Below are 19132 nucleotides of genomic sequence, written 5' to 3' on the forward strand. Positions count from 1 at the left end.
TTAAAGAAAATGGTATATTTACTAAAAATACCATAGCAAGTATATTAAAGACAAAAGAGTTTGAGATATATAGAAAAAAGATTATAAGAGGGAGAAGAAAAATGGGGGATATATTAAAAAAACGTATAGAATATTTAACAGGGAAAATTGCACCAGAGGAAACTTTGAAAAAATTAGAGCAAGAGTGTGAAGATATTTTAAAGCAATATAAATGTAATAAAACTTTAATTGAAGAGAATGAAAAAAGAGTTTTAGTAGAAAGAGTTAGAGATAGTTATAAAAAGATATTAACTTTAGGAGTAGCCTATAATACAGAAAATTCAGTTTACTATAAAGATGAACTACTATTTGTAATAGCTCATGAAGTATTAGAAAATAACTATGAAAATTTCTATAATTTAGAGTCTGTAGAGCATACAAACTGGTGGCAATGGGAGATTGGGTATCCTTTACTATTAAATGATATATTGATTCTTTTTTATGAGAAGTTAGAAAAAGATTTTATAGATAAGATAATAGATGTAACAAGATATTTTTTATCAGATGAGAGATATTTGGGAAATAATCCTGTAGCAATGCATCCAAGTGGATCTCCTTTAAGACCAGCAACTGGAGGTAATTTAATTGATACTTCAAAAATTATGTTTTTAAGAGGAGCTCTTTTAAATAGTTTAGAGATGTGTCAAAAAGCTGTTGAATCTATATCTGAAACTTTAGAGATAATATCTGAAAAAAATGTAGAAACACTAAGTAATAGAGATGGATTTTATGCAGATGGATCTTTTATACAACACGGTTTTATACCATATGCAGGAACTTATGGAAATGTTTTGCTGTCAGGAATTGCTGAAATAATATATTTAGTGGATGAAAAACTTAGAAAAAAAATAGATACTAAAAAAATATGTGAAAGAGTTTACAACTCTTTTGAACCTCTATTTTTTAAAGGAGCTATGACAGATATAGTTAATGGTAGAGCTGTAACAAGGGATGGAAATGATCACCAAATAGGACATGAGGTTATAAACTCTTTACTCTTATTAGCTCATGGAGTGGATGAAGAAAACAGAGTAAAACTTTTAGAAATAGCCAAAAGAGAGCTATCTTTAGATAAATACTATCTATATAAAGAAAAAGAGAAAAAAGCTATATTTTATAATCTTTCTAAAGAGGTTTTAAAAGATTCAAAGATTAAAGTTAAAAATTACTTTAGTGAAGTAAAGTGTTTTAATGAGATGGATAGAGTTTTCTATAGAAATAGAGAGTTTGCTATAGGAGTTGCAATGCATTCAAAAAAAATTGGAAACTTTGAAACATTCAATGGAGAGAATACGAAAGGATGGTTTACAGGGGACGGAGCAGTATATATATATTCAAAGGGAGATGAGTATATAGATTATTGGAAAGATGTAGATTTTTACTATATTCCAGGGACAACAGAGATAAAAATGGATATGGAAAATATAAAAGGTGTAGAAAGTTCTATAGGGAATATGCCAAAAAATAGTGTAGCTGAAGGGTATGGAGATAAGGACTCTGGAGTTGCCTATATGGATTTTACCAATTGGAATGGAAAGTTAAGTAGTAAGAAAAATTATATTTTTAAAAAGAAAGGTATGGTTTATTTAGAGAACTACATAACGGGAGAGGGAGAGGTTTATTCAACTGTAGCTAATATGAGAATCTCTAATTTAAAAAATAAAACTATATGTATTGATGGAAAACCTATGGAAGGTACTTTAGTAACTGGGGAGTTTAAAGAGGTATCTTTAGGTAATTTAATATACAAATTTTATAAAAGTGAAAAAATAAATTTGGAAATATATGGTGAAGATGAAAATAGGTTTGTAAAGATATGGATAGATTTAGGAGTAAATCCGATTAATTATACTGTTGCATGGGAAGTTATGATTGTAGTATAATAAATAAAAAGGTTTTATAAAAGGGGCAATATGTTAAAAAATGAACGAAAAAATATTATGATAAGCAAAAAAGTATGGGCTTTTCTAATATTTTCTGCAATAATAATATTTTTATTTGGGGTAAGTGAATATAAAGAGTATAAAAAAGAGGAAAATTTAAGAATAGAAAGAGTTTTGAATAAAATAAATTTAAAAATAGAGTTAGTTATGTCGTCTATTGGGGATTTAGAAACAAGCGAACCTATAAAAGAGTATTATAATTCAAAGGAGATTTCCTACTATAACTTAATAAAGGTATTGCAAGAGATTCAAAAGAAAAATAATGTTTATGGAAAAATTGGGTATGCTTTAAGTTTAGGAAAGGAAACCTCTGATATTGTAGTAACTGGAAATGGAACTAGAAATAAAAAAGAACACTTGAAAAAAATAGGAGCATTAAAAAAAATTGAAGAGGACTCTAAAATTATTTTAATTCCAAAGAAAAAAGAGATAAGCTTTATTTTAAAAAATGAAATTTTTAATTTAGAAGAGGGGATATTTTGGATTGTAACTTTAGATAGGGAACTGTTTTTCTCTGAACTTTATGATAGTGAAGATGGAAAATGGGAGATATTAAAAAATAATAAAATTTACTCATTGGATAAAGATAGTGTGGTTAAAAGGAGAGGGAGCGAAGGGTATATTTTAAGAAGTAGCGGATTGAATTTTAAATTTTTATATACACCAAATAATGCTTCTTTTTATCAGATGCTATTTTTAAAATCCTTTGCGATATTTGTATCTCTTTTATTGCTAGCTATTTTAATAGATTACTCTGTTAGGTTATACGCAGAAAGAAAAGATCTTATAGGAGAGATAAATAGTTTATCTGTGGTAGATAGACGAAAAAATCTGAGAGATTTTGTTTTAGGAATAAGAAGAATAGGTGAAGTTGGAGAGTTAACAAGAAAAGTAAAGGCGCTTCAAGGAAGAAAATTAAAAATTATTTTAGTGGAGATTTTTGATAGTGATGATGAAGGGTTAGATTTTAAGAATTTTACTTTAGCTAGAGAGTATTTAAAAGATAGTTTATCTTCAGATGGTGTATATGAACATATTGATATAGATTATAAAAGTATAGCTTTTATAATTCCAGAAGAAAGTGATTCTGTAATAGAGGATGCATTTCACTTTATACTTGAAAATATAGGTCAAAAATATAGTGTAGAGTTAATAGCAGCAGTATCAAATGAGTTTGTTTCTGTAGAAAGTTTTCCTCAAGAGTATATAACTTGTAAAAAGATTTTAGATGCTAAATTTATGGCTAAGGGAAGAAAAGTTCTGTTTTCTGAAAACATAAAAAGTGGAAAATTAATATTGACATATCCTATTGAAACAGAGGCGAAATTAGTTTCAAAACTGTTAAATGGAAACTTACAAGGTGCTAAAAAAATAGTAGATGAGATATTTTTAGATAGAATAAACCCAGAAGCTATGGATAAAAAAGATATAAAAGAGTTTACAGGACTACTTTATAACACTTTAAATAGAGTTGTAGTTCAATTAAAAGAGTTTGAAAGTTCATTACAATGTGAAAATCTAGATATTGAAAGTATTACTAAAACTGGAGATTTAGATAAAATTAGAGTTATTTTTAATGACCTTATAAGTGAGATTTGTAAGCAGAAAAAAAGTAGTGAACAAGATGAGAATGAAGCTATTAGAGAAAAAATAAAAACGTATATTGATAGTAATTATCATATAGATTTTTCTTTAGATAATTTAGCTGATTATTTAGGATTATCTTTTAAATACACAAGCATTTTATTTAAAAAAGTTATGGGAGATAATTTCAAAAATTATATAAATATGTATAGAATAGAAAAAGCTAAAGAGATATTAAAGAGTAAAAAAGATATAAAAATAAAAGATTTAGCAGAAAAATTAGGGTACAATAGTTCTAATACATTTATAAGAATTTTTAAGAAATATGAAGGAATATCACCAACACAATTTAATCCAGAAGAGATTTTAGAGAAATAAAGCTAAAACGGAATATAAAAAAGAGATAGAAAAAGGAAGATGCAAAAAAGAAGATTTACAACATATAAAAATACTCGTATAATCCATTTAAATCATAACTGAAAGTTTAAAGTTAAACTTGAGAAGAGGGGAGATAAAAATGGAGATATTAAAAAAGACGAGGGAAAAATATTCAAAAGAGTTTAGGTTATCAAAAGAGGATCTGTTTTTTGCAATGCATGAAGCTATGAAAAAAGTGGATGAAAACTCTAAGGTATTTATAGATACGTATCCAAGAGCGGCTAGTGTAAATAACATATACCCTGGAACTAAAAATGCAGAGGACTTTGATGATTGGACAGTTGGGTTTTGGACAGGAATGTTATGGCTGTCATATGAGATGACTGAAAATGAAAGATATAGAAAAATAGCTGAATATCAGTTAAAAGGTTATAAGAATAGAATTGAGAATAAAGTGCATGTGAATCACCATGATATTGGATTTTTATACTCTCTTTCAGCAGTTGCTCAAGAAAGAGTTACAGGAAGCAAATTGGCTAAAGAGGTTGGAATAAAGGCTGCTGAGCACTTAATAACAAGATTCCAAGAAAAGGGGCAGTTTATTCAAGCTTGGGGAGATTTAGGAAAGCCAGAAGACTATAGACTTATAATAGATTGTAATATGAATGTACCGCTACTATTTTGGGCAACAGAGATGACTGGAGATAAAAAGTTTGCTGAGATTGGAACAAAACATCTAGCTACAGCTTCAAGCGTTGTTGTTAGAGAGGATTCATCAACTCATCATACGTATTATTTCGACCATGAGACAGGAAAGCCTACAAGAGGAGTTACAGCACAAGGGTATTCAGATACTTCAGCTTGGGCAAGAGGACAAGCGTGGGGAGTTTATGGATTCCCATTAGCTTATGGTTATACAAAAGATAAAAGGTACATAGATCTTTATAAAAGAGTTACAAATTATTTTATAAATAATCTACCAGAGGATGATGTGTGTTACTGGGATCTAGTATTTACAGATGGTTCTGGACAACCAAGAGATACATCAGCTGCAGCTATAGCAGTATGTGGAATTTTAGAGATGGATCAATACTTAGATAAAAATGATCCAGATAGAGAGATCTATTTAAATGCAGCTCATAAAATGATGAAGTCACTTATGAAAAACTATAGTACAAAAGATTTAGATTATTCTAATGGACTTTTAACAGATGCTGTTTATTCAATTCCTCATGGATCAGGAGTTAAAGAGTGTAATATCTGGGGAGATTACTATTATTTAGAAGCTTTAACAAGATTGTTTAAGCCAGAGTGGAAAAAATATTGGTAGAATAAAAAAGCAGAGATAAAACTCTGCTTTTTGTTTTATATATTTTCTGGAACTACAATAACAGTGTATTTATTAGGAAATTTTCTTCCGTGATGAACAACACTAAAGTTATTAGTAGATTTTTTATCTATATGAGAAAGAGTTTTTATAATTTTATATGCACTAACAATAACAAATACTTTATTTGGTCCAAAAGTAGCTGCACAACTTGCAAAATCATTTAAAAATATTAACTCACCATTTTCTGTAATAAAATCACATTGAGTAATAAAGTTATCTGCTAAAATAGCTTGTCGTTCTTTTTTGTAATCAAGTATTTTACATCTCTTTTCCGTTATTGAAGTGGATAGCTCTAGAGAATTTAAAAAAGGTGTTTCATCAAGAACTAAAGACTCATAAGGTGGAATCTTAGAAATTATAAATTCTTTTGCTTTATCTAAATCCTCTATTAAAATAGTATCATACTCTTTAGAGAGTAATACTTTTGTGATATTTTCAGCCTTTTTATTAAAAAACCATTTTATATTTGGATCCATTAGTAACCCACCTCTTCATTTATAATTATAATAGTTATTGGATTTCCCACTCTTTTTCCAGATTTTATTATAGATGTAAAGTTACATATTCTTTGTTTAGTTTGACAATCTTCACAAACTCCAGAGATATTACAAGGTGTTTTATGATTAATTCTTTTAGAGTTTAAAGGACCTACAAACTCCTTAATTCTATTCATTCCATCTTGCCAAGTATCAACTAATTTATTTATTCCACAAACTACAATAACATTTTCAGGCCCCCACAATAAACTAGCAACTCTATTACCACCAGAATCAGTTTGGATAAGTTCTCCGTTTTTGCTAATTGCATTTGTACTAGTTAAGAAGTAATCTGCTAAAAGTCCATCTCTCATACATTGAAGAGTACTAGGCCAATCAGGTTGGTTATACCTATCAAAGAGATGGTATTCACCATCTCTAAAGGTATTTATAAGATCAAGTTGATTAATTGTAACAGATCCACCTAAGGCTATTGAAGAGTGAAAAGGGATTAAGTTAAGTATAATCTCTTTGGCATCTTCAAGAGTTTCAGCATAGATGGGGTTATAATCTTTTTCAGTAAGAGTAGCCATTAAATCTGTAATTGTATTTTTATTTAAAGAATTTTTTATTTTGTTCATTTTAACTCTCCTTAGGTATTAAAGTGAAGTTTTCAGTAGCTCCATTGTTTAAATTAGAAACTGTAATTGTAGTTGTATTTTGAGATACAATTGTTTTAATATTAGTATTTATAGTTTCTAACTTATATTTTCCATTAATAGTAAAAATAACAGTAGAGTTTTTATGTGTAGGATCACTTACAGATAAAGAGATGCTATTGTTATTATCTATAGCTAGTATAGATACAGGAGTTTTACTAGAGAAGATACCAACTTTGGCATTGGATTCTTTCCAAAAATTAATAGCGGTAATATTTTTAAAGTTTACTCCGTGAGCAAAACTATTTTGACTTAAGATATTAATATCATTTTTATTGAAGTTTTCAATATTTTCTAAAGTAGTCTCAGGAATAATAATGTATAAATACTCTTTTTCACTAGGATTAATTCCGTGATTAATATAGGATTTAATAAAGTTTTTAGAAATTTCAACGTTATCTTTATCCCAACTTCCAACTCTTTTCTCTATTGATGTTGTAAGAGTATTATTATCTAAAGAGGCAAAACCAGTATATAAATTAGAAGTTGGATTTTTTAATATTAACTTATCGTTAGTATTTTTTATGATCTCACTATCACTTTTAATAGCTCTATTTTCAATAGTTGTATGAACTTCCCCATCTTTACTTGAAATATTTGATCCTATAGACACTATAAAATTAGGAGTAATAAACCAAGATTTCTTAGCAGTTGTTAAATCGTTCCAAGATGAAAAATCCATTCCAATTATAGAGTAAGTATTATCTGTAGTTCCGCCAACAAAATCTTTCTGAACCATAGTTTTAGGGTGTCTTCTTTCACCAATACTATTTTCTCTTTGAGTTACACTCTCAGTTGTACCAGGAAGATGGTATGGATCAATTGTAGGCCAATATTCAAAATATTCAGTTAAATTAGGAGTATAGATGTAATACATTCCATCAGCAGCGTGCCATCCTTTTGTGTTTTCTTCTAAGATACTTTCAAAGTTACCAACTCTAGAAGAGTGTAAGCTTAGTACAAAAGAGTAGTTAGGAGTTCTATTGATAACTCTATCCATATTTCCAAAAATTTTAACACCAGAAGGAGATTGTATTTTTATATTTTTATCATTTAATATATTTTCAACAACTTTTTTTTCTACAGGATTTTTAATTCTACTTAAAATAAGAGATTTATCTCCTGTTTCAATATTTCTTTTAACAATCTCTTGCAGTTTTATTTTATACTCTTCAGGAGCTCCTTGGGAGATCATTGCAATAGCTACAAGATTACTAACACCTCTTGTTAAATCGTTAGAATTTTTTCTAGTAACAGCACGACCACTTATTGAATCAGAAACTCTACCATTAAAGAAAAGATGATTATAACCATTTATAATAGATTCATAAATATTATTAAATCTAGGGTCTTTAATCTCTAAGTTTGTATTAGCAACTAAGTTTTGAATTGCTCCTAAACCACTTAGTAAAACTTCGCCATATGTTCCACCATAAGGGATAGTTCCATGTTGTATAAAAGATCCATCTTTATAAAATCCATCTCCAGTTGTTACATACTCAGCAACCTCTCCAAGGTTACTTAAAGCATTGATAACTTCATCCTTATTTTGAGTTAAAATACCTCTCATAAAAACAATATAACAAGTATCGATTCTATTACCACCAGTAGATAGTCTTTTATTAGGAGATGTAGAAGTTTTAGCATCATCACTATATCCAGACCACTCAGCATAAGGCTGGAAGTACCTACTACCATTTAAGAAGGTCTCAACCTGTTCTTTAGAAAGATCAGGATACATATAAGCAACTATACGATTTAATTCTTTTGGGATTCCGATCTCCCACTGCCACCAGTTTCCTAATTCAGGTAGATTTTCTCTATAGGCATTTTCTCTTAACCAGTTTAAAGAGGTAATTATTGTATTTTTAACATCCTTATTTTGATATAAAGATGAATTTTTATCAGTGTAAGCTTTAATAATATCAGTTAAATTTCTATATGTAGATAGAATATGTGGACCATTTTTCATATCTGGAAATTGATCCCAAAGAGCTGTTCTATCTGAATTAGTATTTAAACTATTTAAAAGTTTTTGAGCTTTTTCATCATTGCTACTATTGTTAGTAAGTTCTGAAAATCGTTCTCTAATAATTGAGTATGTATCTGTTGAAGTGGTATTTCCAAAGGAGATACCACCTAAAAATATCAGTAAAAAAGATAAAAATATTTTTTTCATAAAACCTCCTAAATATCAAGTATATATATAAATCCAACTTTTCCTAAAATTCTATTAATTCTAGAAACTGATTTATCTGAATCTTTTGTTCTTTTGAAACTGTTCATAGAAACTTCGGCGTAAGTAGAGAAGTAGTCAGTAACTTTATATCCCATAGTAGCAGTATATCTTGTTTCTTCATTGTATTGAGCTACAATACCTTGTCTATTTTCAACTCTCTCACCATTAGTTAAAGAGAATCTTCCTTGTAGTTGAAGGAATGAACCGTCTACAAAGTTATATCTAACTACAGGTCTAAACTGTGTACTGTGAGCAGTTTTGTTATTATTTCCCATATATTTTTTATCTAGTCTATAGATATTTGATGTTAAAATCCAATTCTTATTAAGAATAAATCTAAATCCATAGATATTTTCAGCCCAGTAGTTATGAGTGAATGGGTAGTTATTTCTAGAATCGCTAATCTCATCCATTGCAAGTAGTGTAGAACCAAGGAAAGCCACATTTTTATTTATTGTGTAGTTAATAGCAGGAGCAATTCTATAAGAATCAGTAACGTTTCTCCAAGGAGTTCCTTTAGAGTCAGTTTGTTTTCTTACCTGGTTTCTCCATCCAATATAACCGTGAACTTTTAAATTATCTGTAACTTGAATTCCTTTCCAGTTAATTTGAGGATTAATTCTTCTATTTGTATCTTTTCCCTCTTTTTCTTTTCTTCCGCCAAACCAGTCCTCTGTTTTATAAAAAGTATCTATTAAATAAACAAAGTCACCTTTTTTATCATTAACACTTAAAATTAATCTAGGTGAAAAAGATGTAGAACCAGCAGTTCCAGCAGTATTGTCATCATAGTCCTCTGTTTCTAACATAAAGTTAGAAGAAACTCTAAAACGCTTTTCTTTATCAAGGGTATTGAAATAATCAAATCCTTCAAGCATAGGTTTATCTAAAGAGTAAGTGAAGTTAGCTCCGTATAGATCAGCATCATAATCTTTTGAAAGAAGTTTGTTGTAACTTGCTCCAACATCTAAGTTTTCAGTTAAGTTGATATCAGCGTTTAATCCAATATTAACAATATCATCTCTATCTAAAGTGTCAACTTTTGTTCTAACACCATTATTCCATAAAACTTTTTTATCTCTAATGTTTCCAATCTCTTTTTCATAGTTTGTAGAAAGTTTTATTGTTGCTTTCTTATCTTGTAAAAGGAAAGATTTTTCACCAGATATTCCAATTGTTGGTCTAACTGAATCATAGTACTCAGTATTGTTTTTTGTATTATATACTCCATTATTATATGTTCCTTGGAATATTTTAGCCCAATCAATTCCACCATTTAAATAAAGATTTATATATTCAGTTGAAATTGGATAGCTTAAATGACTTCCAAAAGATAGACTCATAGATGGCGAAGTAGATGAATTATTTTCTATACGTAAAGAGTCATGAGAATGATTATAAGATAAAATAGATGTTATAGCAATTTTGTTTTGGAACTCATAAAAATGATATCCTCCAGCAAAAAATATATCTCTATTAATTCTAATAGGTTGATCAAATTTTATTTTATTATCTCCACCTCCAATAAAAAATGCGATTTTTTCATTAGGTTTTAATCTTTTTTCAAAAGTAGCTAGATAAAGATTAGAATCTCCAGTTCCATCTAAATCTCCTTTATAGTTCTCAGAAAGATGTAGGTAATCTAATGAATTAAAGTATCTATTTTTTTCTGATGGATTAACATCTTTTTCTAAAGATGAACGAATGAATCTTCTAATATTATAGTTTTCTTCAAGGTTAACTTCAGGAAGGTGTGCAATACTTTTTCCTAAATTTTCACTTCCTTGTGAAATCGTTCCTACTAAAAGTGTTAATAAAATAAAGTTAGTAAAATAAAATTTTCTCATAAAATATACTCTCCCGTTTAATATACTTGTGAAACCAATTCAAACTTCATATTACATTTAAAAATACTTTGTGTAAATATTCTGTTTTTTGTGTTCTTTTTTCTTTGTAGATAATTTTAAATAGAACGTTTTTTTTAATGTGTTTTTTTATTTGTAATATGTAAAAAAGAAAATGGAATATTGCTAAGAGTAGCACCATAAAATATACTCATATAAAATTAGGAGGTGTTTTTAGTGAAGAAAAATTTAGTTTTTATAACAACAGATCATCAAAGAGCAGATACTATTGGGATGATACAAAATGGTAAAGAAGTAACTCCAAATTTAAATAGATTAGCCTCAGAAGGTTTTGATTTTAAAAGAGCTTACACAACATGTCCACTATGTGTTCCTGCTAGAACTGCACTAGCAACAGGAAGGTTTCCAACTAAAAATAGTGTGGTAATAAATGATTTAAAAAACATACCAGAAATAACAAGAAACAGTAAAACAATTCACGAGTATCTATTTGAAAATGGATATGATGTAAGTCATTTTGGAATGCAACATATAACTTTAAAACCATCTTTAGAAGATAGAGTTAAATTTAAAAGATTTTTAACAGATGATGACTATGAAAAAATATGTAAAGAGAAGAATATCCCTTTGTTTGGAGTCGTTGAAGATAGAGTTAAAGTTAGTGAAAGACATGGAGATATATATGAAAATAGACAGTATACAGGTTCTAGAGTTTCACTTTTTGAAAAATCTGAAAATCTATTTAGAGATAGGTTTTATATTGATAATGCCCTTAATTATTTAGAAAGTGAAACTTTTGAAAAACCTATAGGGATGTTTATAAATATATGGGCTCCTCATCCACCTTTTAGAGTACTAAAAGAGCTTATGGATAGATTCCCAGACCCAGAACTTCCTGAAAATATAAATGAAATATGTGAAGGTGAGCCACCTAAAAGAAGAGAGGGGATAGCAGCACAACTAGCTGAAGAAAAAGATTTAGAACATTGGAAAGATGTTTGGAGAGCATATTTAGGATTAACCAATTATGCAGATGAGCTAATAGGAGAGATAATTCAAAAGTTAAAGGAGAAAGGTGAGTATGAAAATACAGTGTTTGTATTTACTGCTGATCATGGAGATCATCTAGGTCAACATAAGATGTTTCAGAAGATGGAAATGTATGAGCAAAGTATAAATGTGCCTTTAATAATAAAAATGCCAGAGGAAAAAGGAGTAAAAGTAGAAACAGTGGTAAGTCACTTAGATATACTTCCCACAGTATTAGAAAGTTTAAATATAGAGAGTAAAGAGGTCTTTGTTGGAGAAAATATTTTAAATAGTAAAGTTCAAAAAAAAGAGAGATATGCATATAGCCAATACTCAGGAAATCAAGTGGCTATTGGTGATATAAGAAGATCGATAGTGAGCAAAGAGTTTAAATATGTATATGATCCTAGGGATTTAGATGAGTTGTTTCATTTGAAAAAAGATCCTTTAGAGATGAAAAATAACTCTAGTGATGAAGTGTATGAAAATATAAAAGAGAATTTAAAAAATCAGTTGTTGCTATTTTTAAGAGCGCAAAATGATTGGATAAATATTATATAAAATGGAGGGTGTTATGAATAAAAAAATCGGGTTATTACTATTAATTGGGGGACTTTTACAAAGAGGAGTTTTAGCAAATGAGCATAAAATCTCTGAAAAACCATTGGAATTAAGTATTTTAGCTATTCAAAACGGAAAGACATATGATGAGAACTGGACTGTTTTTCAAGAAGCTTTTAAAGATACAAATGTGAAGTTAAGAAGTTATAGTTCTAAAAATTTAACAGACGAGATACAAGCTTTTAATCTAGCTGTTTCATCTGGAAATCTTCCAGATATTATCTCTTTAGCTTACCCTGAAAAACTAGAGAGTTTAGGAATGGATGGAGGAATAGTACCATTAAATGATTTAATAAATAAACATGCTCCAAATATAAAGGCATTTTTTGAGAAATATCCAAGATATAAGATGGATGCTGTAGCAGCAGATGGAAATATCTATTTTATTCCAGATTATTATGATTGGTACAATATGAGAGCTGCTCAAGGGGTATTTATAAGAAAGGATTGGTTAGATAAGTTAGGATTAAAAACACCAAAAACAATGGATGAACTATATGAAGTTATGGTAGCTTTTAGAACAAAAGATCCAAATGGAAATGGAAAAGCTGATGAGATTCCATATTTTGAAAGGTCAGTGGAATTTGCTGATAAAGAGTTAGTAGGTATGTTCGGAGCAGAGATAGGATTTTATGTAGATGAAAATGGAAAAGTGAAATTTGGTCCAACAACAGAGAGATTTAAAGAGGCTATGCCTCAAGTTATAAAATGGTATAAAGAGGGGTTAATAGACCCTGAAATATTCACAAGAGGTTTCCAAGCAAGAGACTATATGTTAAGAAATGATTTAGGAGGAGTTACTTTTGATTGGTTTGCTAGTACAGCTTCATATAATGAAGACAAAGAGTTAAAAGATAAAGTAAAAGATTTTGAATTTATTGCAATAGCACCGCCAGAGTATAAAGGGAAAAGTTATGCTCCAGATGCTAGAACAACTTATTTAGGTGGTTGGGGAATAAGTGCGACGTGTAAAGATCCTGTTGCAGCTATAAAATATTTTGATTACTGGTTCTCTGAAAAAGGATATGAGTTATCTAACTGGGGAATAGAAAATGATACTTTTGTTAAAGAGGAAAATGGTAAAAAGAAATTTACAGATACAGTTATGAAAGCTGATGGGAAGACACCTTTACAAGTTTTAAGAGATAAAGGTATACAATTTAGAATAGGAGCATTACAAGATTATGAGTACGAAAAGGCTTGGGGAAATCCAAAAGCTTCAGAGTGGGCAGAGATGTATATGCAAAATGGATATATTGTGGATCCAATGCCAACTTTAAAATATACAAAAGAGGAGAATAGAAAAATACAAAAAATAAATTCACAACTTAATATGGCTGTAAAAGAGATGAATCAAAAATGGATTTTAGGAGCTGTAGATTTTAATAAAACATATGACGAATTTTTAAAAAGATTGAATGAAATTGGGCTACAAGAGGCAATAGATATAAATCAGAAGGCATATGATAGATTTATCAGTTCTAGTAACTAATAAAGAATAAAGTGTACTTTTATTGATTTAAAAGTAGAAAAATGATATATAGAAAAAGGTATATCCTAAAATGATGATTTACACTTTAAAAATTTTAAACTATAATCACCTTACAAAACGCAGATAAGTAAGGAGGGTTAGTATGAAAGAAAATATTTTAGAATTAGATGAAAGAGCAGAATCAGAAAAAGTAGGTCTCATAAAAAAAATAATGACTGGATTAAAAAGAGGAAACGTAAAAGATCAAATGTCATTATATCTGATTTTTCTTCCATTTATACTTTGGTATATGATATTTGCATATAAACCAATGTATGGTCTTATAATCGCTTTTAAAGATTACAATCTATTTAGGGGAATATCAGGAAGTGAATGGGTAGGACTGACAAACTTTACAGAGTTTTTAACAAGCCCATACTTTTATACAACTCTAAAAAATACAATATTTTTAAATATATATAGTTTAGTGTTTGAGTTTCCATTTGCCATAATTTTAGCTCTTATGCTAAATGAGGTAAAAAATAGATTTTTTAAATCTTTCGTTCAAACAGTTTCGTTTTTACCATACTTTATAGCAATAGTTGTAACAGCAGGAATAACTATAAATATTCTTTCTCCAAGTAGCGGTGTAATAAACCATATTTTAGAAAGATTTGGATTTGAGAAGATATACTTCCTATCAAAGCCAGAGTACTTTAGAGGAATATTTACAGGTATGAATATGTGGAAAAGTACAGGATTTAATGCAGTTATCTATTTAGCAGCTTTAACAGCAGTTGATGAGTCACTGTATGAAGCAGCAAAGATAGATGGAGCTACAAAATTCCAACAACTTAGATTCATAACTTTCCCATCAATTATTCCAACGATAGTTATAATGTTAGTACTAAAAGTTGGAAGTATGCTAAACGTTGCATTTGAAACAGTTTTATTACTTTATCAACCAGCAACATACTCAACATCAGATGTTATAAGCACTTATGTTTATAGAACAGGTATGTTAATGCAAGACTTTGGTCTAGCAACTGCAGTAGGATTATTTAATGCAGTTATTGGATTTATCCTAGTTTACTTAGCAAATAGATGGAGTAAAAAGATAACATCATCAGGACTTTGGTAAAAAGTATTGACTGTTAAAAAATTTGAAAGGAGAGATTTATGAGTAAAATTAAAAGATCAAAAGATGAAAAAATATTTGATTTTATCAATTATTCCCTACTGGCAATATTTGGAATAATGTTTATATACCCAATTATATATGTATTTTCAGCATCAGTAACAAAACCATACCTTTTAGAGATAGGAGAGATGTATCTCCTACCTAAAGGGATTAGTATGGCATCATTTAAAGCAGCTATGAATTTAGATGGAATATGGTTAGCTTATGCAAATAGTATCTTTATAACAGTTGTAGGAACTGCTGTAAGTATGTTCTTCACAATAACTGGAGCCTACGTTTTATCAAAACCAGAGTTAAAATTTAGAAAGATTTTAACGTTAATGGTTGTTGTAACAATGTGGTTTGACCCAGGAATGATTCCTAGATATTTAAACTTTAGAGACTTAGGTCTTATTAATAGTTATACATCTGTAATTGTAGGATTTGCGGTAAATACATTTAATGTAATAATTTTAAAGAGTTTCTTTGAAGCTGTACCAAAATCATTAGAGGAATCAGCTAGAATAGATGGAGCAACTCAGTGGCAGATTATGACAAAAATATATCTACCTCTATCAACTTCAGCATTAACAACAGTATCATTGTTCTATGCTATCTCAAGATGGAATGGATATTTCTGGACAATGGTTTTATTAACTGATGATTCTAAAGTACCACTACAAGTTTTCTTAAAGAAGTTAATTGTAGAAAAAAATATGGCTGGAGAAGCAGCACAGATTATTACACCAGAAAGTTTAACATCACCACAATCAATAATATATGCTGTAATAGTTTTATCAATAGTTCCAATAATGATTATATATCCGTTTATCCAAAAGTTCTTTAGAAAAGGAGTTACTTTAGGAGCGGTAAAAGAGTAGATAACAAAAGAAAGTTAAAAATAAAAGTTCATAATATTTAGGAGGAGTTTTACTATGAGATTAGATACAAGATATGCAAATCACCCAGAGGATTCAAAGCACTACACAACAGAGGAGTTAAGAAAGCACTATTTAATGGAAACAGTATTTGTTGCTGATGAAGTAAACTTAATGTACTCTCATGTAGATAGAGTTATAGCTGGAGGAGTTATGCCAGTTGAAACAGAAGTAAAATTAGAGGGATGTAAAGAGTTAGGATCTGAGTTTTTCTTAGAGAGAAGAGAACTTGGACTTATAAATATAGGTGGATCAGGTAAAATAGTTCTTGATGGAGTAGAATATAAAATGGCTCCAAAAGATGGATTATATGTTGGAATGGGAGTAAAAGAGATTACATTTATATCTGATTCTGCAGAAAATCCAGCAAAATATTATGTTAACAGTGCTCCTGCCCATGTAGCTTACCCTACAGTAAAAATAGATATAGCTAATGCTAATGCAGTTCATTTAGGAGATTTAGAGAATTCAAACAAAAGAACTATATTTCAATATGTTCACCCTGCAGTTTGTAAATCATGTCAACTTTTAATGGGAATGACTGTATTAGACCCAAATAATATGTGGAACACTATGCCAACACATACACATGAAAGAAGAATGGAAGTTTACTTCTATTTCAATATGGATGAGAACACAAGAGTATTCCATTTAATGGGGCAACCTCAAGAGACTCGTCATATTGTAATGGCAAATGAGCAAGCGGTAATATCACCATCTTGGTCAATTCATTCAGGTGTAGGAACTAAAAATTACACATTTATTTGGGGAATGGCTGGAGAGAATCAAACATTTACTGATATGGACCATGTAGCTATGGATCAGTTGAGATAATTGGGAGGAAATATGTTAAACATGTTTAATTTAGATGGAAAAGTTGCAATGGTAACTGGAGGAAACGTAGGAATAGGAAATGCACTTGCAATGGGACTTGCAAAAGCAGGAGCAGATCTATTTATATTCACATATAATGATGACAATATGGAAAATGTTATAAAAGAGGTTGAAGCATTAGGAAGAAAGGTAGCTTATGCAACTGGAGATCTATCAAAAGAGGAAGTAGCTATGGAAGCTGTTAGCAAATGTATAGAGGCTTTTGGAAGAGTAGATATTTTAGTAAACAATGCTGGAACAATAAAAAGATCACCAATTTTAGAGGGAAGTAACGCTGATTGGCAACAAGTTATTGACTTAAATCTATCTTCAATATACTATTTAAGTAAGACTGCAGCATTTGAAATGAAAAAGCAAGGTGGAGGAAAGATAATAAACATAGCTTCAATGTTATCATTCCAAGGTGGAAAATTTGTTCCATCATATACAGCAAGTAAGCATGGAGTAGCTGGACTTACAAAAGCTTTTGCAAATGAGTTAGCAGTGGATAATATCCAAGTAAACGCAATAGCACCAGGATATATAGAAACAGCAAATACAGCACCAATTAGAGCTGATGAAAAGAGAAATGCAGAGATATTAGGAAGAATACCAGCAGGAAGATGGGGACAAACATCAGACCTTGTAGGGGGAGCAATATTCTTATCATCAAAGGCAGCAGATTATGTAAATGGACATATTCTAGCTATAGATGGTGGATGGTTAGTTAGATAATAAATAAGGGGAGAAAGTTATAATGAAGAGAAAAATAGCAATGGGAGCGTTACTTTTATCAGCGCTTATGTTTAATGGATGCTCAAAAGATGAAGAGTCTAAAAATACGGGAGCAACAAAAGGAAAAGATAAAAATCTTTCAGTGTTCCTAGTTTTTAATGGGATGCCTTTAAGTAGTGATTGGGAAGTTTATAAAAAAGCTGAAGAGGCAACAGGAGTAAAAGTAAAATCATATGCATCTAAAAATAATACAGATTCTACGCAAGCTTACAATCTTATGCTAGCTTCTAATGATTTCTCAGATATTATAGCTTATAGAGTTCCAGATTTAGAGAAGTTAGGTAGCGATGGAGGAATGATTCCTTTAAACGATTTAATAGATAAACACGCACCAAATATAAAAAAGTTTATAGAGGAGAATCCATTATATAAAAAAGATATGTATTCTTTAGATGGAAAAATATATGCAATTCCAACATACTATGATTTAGATAAACTAAGTGTGTCATCTGGACTTTTTATAAGAACAGATTGGTTAAAAAAGTTTGGGTTGCCAGTTCCTAAAACATTGGAAGAAACTGAAAATGTTTTGACAATATTTAAAGAGCAGGATGCTAATGGAAATGGAAGAAAAGATGAGATTGGAATCTTTGTACGTGGAAATATTCAAGCAGCACTAAATAACTTAACAGGTATTTTTGGTGCAAGACCATACAAAACATTCTATGTAGAAAATGACCAGGTATCTTTTGCAACTTTAGATCCAAACTTTAAAGATGCTATGAAATTAGCAGCAGACTGGTATAAAAAAGGACTTATTGATAAAGAGGTTTTCACTAGGGGTTGGGGAGCAAGAGATGCAGTATTACCAACAAATATGGGTGGAATGACTTTAGATTGGTTTGGAAGTACAGCAAGTTATAACAGTTTATCAGCAGGACAGATACCAGGATTTGAATTTTATCCAATGGAACCAATAGAGATAAAAGATGGAGTAAAAAGTGTAACAGTGGGAAGAAATACAACTCCAGAGATTGGTTGGGGAATTTCAGCAGCTTCAAAGAATCCAGAGCAAGCTATTAAATTTATGGATTGGTGGTTCTCTGAAGAAGGAAGAAGAACTTGGAACTTTGGTATTGAGGGAAAACATTATACTATGGTAGATGGAAAACCAGTGTTTACAGATTATGTATTAAATAATCCAGAGGGAAAAGGACCTTTAAAAGTTTTACAAGAGGTTGGAGCTCAAGTTTCAGGACCGGGGGTTCAGCAAGATGCAGAATATGAGTTTCAATACTCAAATGATATAGCTAAACAAGGTTTTGAGATGTATATGAAGGATGGAAATACAAAGAGACCTTTACCTATATTAAAGTATAGTCCTAAGGATATAAAAGAGTTAGATAAAATAATGTCACTTGTAAATCAAACAACAGAGGAATATATGCAAAAATGGATTTTAGGTGTTTCAGATATAGATACTGATTGGGATACTTATATAAATAGAATTCAACAAAATGGTATAGAAAGAGCAAAAGAGATAGTACAACAAGGCTACAACCACTACAATAGTGTTAAATAAAAACATAAAGAAACTAGGTAGAATTACCTAGTTTTTTTATAGAGTTTATATATTGGTAAGAGGGGGAGTA

14 protein-coding genes are annotated in these 19132 nt (G+C 29.8%); 10 read left to right on the plus strand and 4 right to left on the minus strand.

What is annotated here, in order from left to right; all coding sequences use genetic code 11:
* Positions 1–101: 101 nt before the first annotated feature.
* The 3 genes from Q0V08_RS00485 to Q0V08_RS00495 all read left to right on the plus strand — a co-directional run bounded on the left by Q0V08_RS00485 (position 102) and on the right by Q0V08_RS00495 (position 5274).
* Positions 102–1922, plus strand: a complete 1821-nt coding sequence (locus tag Q0V08_RS00485; protein ID WP_297431106.1) for a polysaccharide lyase family 8 super-sandwich domain-containing protein — start codon at positions 102–104, stop codon at positions 1920–1922.
* 30 nt (positions 1923–1952) lie between these two features.
* Positions 1953–3944 (plus strand): AraC family transcriptional regulator, encoded by a 1992-nt coding sequence (locus Q0V08_RS00490; RefSeq protein ID WP_297431108.1) that lies wholly within the window; start codon positions 1953–1955, stop codon positions 3942–3944.
* A gap of 139 nt (positions 3945–4083) precedes the next feature.
* Entirely contained in the window at positions 4084–5274 is a 1191-nt protein-coding gene (locus Q0V08_RS00495; RefSeq protein ID WP_297431111.1) for a glycoside hydrolase family 88 protein, read from the plus strand.
* 35 nt (positions 5275–5309) lie between these two features.
* On the opposite strand, the gene Q0V08_RS00500 is transcribed toward Q0V08_RS00495, so the two are convergent.
* The 4 genes from Q0V08_RS00500 to Q0V08_RS00515 are packed head-to-tail and all read right to left on the minus strand — an operon-like array spanning position 5310 to position 10615.
* The gene (locus Q0V08_RS00500; RefSeq protein WP_297431113.1) at positions 5310–5810 is read right to left on the minus strand and encodes an LUD domain-containing protein; all 501 of its coding nucleotides are present in this window, start codon (positions 5808–5810) and stop codon (positions 5310–5312) included.
* Entirely contained in the window at positions 5810–6451 is a 642-nt protein-coding gene (locus Q0V08_RS00505) for a lactate utilization protein (protein WP_297431115.1), read from the minus strand. The genes Q0V08_RS00500 and Q0V08_RS00505 overlap by 1 nt, the downstream gene beginning before the upstream one ends.
* A gap of 1 nt (position 6452) precedes the next feature.
* On the minus strand, positions 6453–8708 hold the full coding sequence (locus Q0V08_RS00510) for a polysaccharide lyase 8 family protein (protein ID WP_297431117.1): 2256 nt from the start codon (positions 8706–8708) through the stop codon (positions 6453–6455).
* Positions 8709–8716: 8 nt separating this feature from the next.
* Positions 8717–10615, minus strand: a complete 1899-nt coding sequence (locus Q0V08_RS00515; protein ID WP_297431119.1) for an autotransporter outer membrane beta-barrel domain-containing protein — start codon at positions 10613–10615, stop codon at positions 8717–8719.
* 234 nt (positions 10616–10849) lie between these two features.
* Between Q0V08_RS00515 and Q0V08_RS00520 the strand changes: the two genes are divergently transcribed.
* From Q0V08_RS00520 to Q0V08_RS00550, 7 genes are all read left to right on the plus strand, one after another.
* Positions 10850–12223, plus strand: a complete 1374-nt coding sequence (locus Q0V08_RS00520; RefSeq protein WP_297431121.1) for a sulfatase-like hydrolase/transferase — start codon at positions 10850–10852, stop codon at positions 12221–12223.
* 13 nt (positions 12224–12236) lie between these two features.
* Positions 12237–13775, plus strand: a complete 1539-nt coding sequence (locus Q0V08_RS00525; RefSeq protein WP_297431123.1) for a DUF3502 domain-containing protein — start codon at positions 12237–12239, stop codon at positions 13773–13775.
* Positions 13776–13917: 142 nt separating this feature from the next.
* The gene (locus tag Q0V08_RS00530; RefSeq protein ID WP_297431125.1) at positions 13918–14895 is read left to right on the plus strand and encodes an ABC transporter permease subunit; all 978 of its coding nucleotides are present in this window, start codon (positions 13918–13920) and stop codon (positions 14893–14895) included.
* Between the two features lie 38 nt (positions 14896–14933).
* Positions 14934–15815, plus strand: a complete 882-nt coding sequence (locus Q0V08_RS00535) for a carbohydrate ABC transporter permease (protein WP_240219332.1) — start codon at positions 14934–14936, stop codon at positions 15813–15815.
* Between the two features lie 54 nt (positions 15816–15869).
* Positions 15870–16706 carry a 5-dehydro-4-deoxy-D-glucuronate isomerase gene (gene kduI / locus Q0V08_RS00540; RefSeq protein ID WP_297431128.1) on the plus strand — a complete coding sequence of 279 codons (837 nt, stop codon included), beginning with the start codon at positions 15870–15872 and terminating at the stop codon, positions 16704–16706.
* Between the two features lie 12 nt (positions 16707–16718).
* Positions 16719–17480 carry a 2-dehydro-3-deoxy-D-gluconate 5-dehydrogenase KduD gene (gene kduD, locus Q0V08_RS00545; protein WP_297431130.1) on the plus strand — a complete coding sequence of 254 codons (762 nt, stop codon included), beginning with the start codon at positions 16719–16721 and terminating at the stop codon, positions 17478–17480.
* Positions 17481–17502: 22 nt separating this feature from the next.
* The gene (locus Q0V08_RS00550) at positions 17503–19062 is read left to right on the plus strand and encodes an extracellular solute-binding protein (protein ID WP_297431132.1); all 1560 of its coding nucleotides are present in this window, start codon (positions 17503–17505) and stop codon (positions 19060–19062) included.
* The last annotated feature ends 70 nt before the right edge of the window (positions 19063–19132 follow it).

Source organism: uncultured Cetobacterium sp. (genome assembly GCF_947038635.1).
Lineage (GTDB): Bacteria > Fusobacteriota > Fusobacteriia > Fusobacteriales > Fusobacteriaceae > Cetobacterium_A.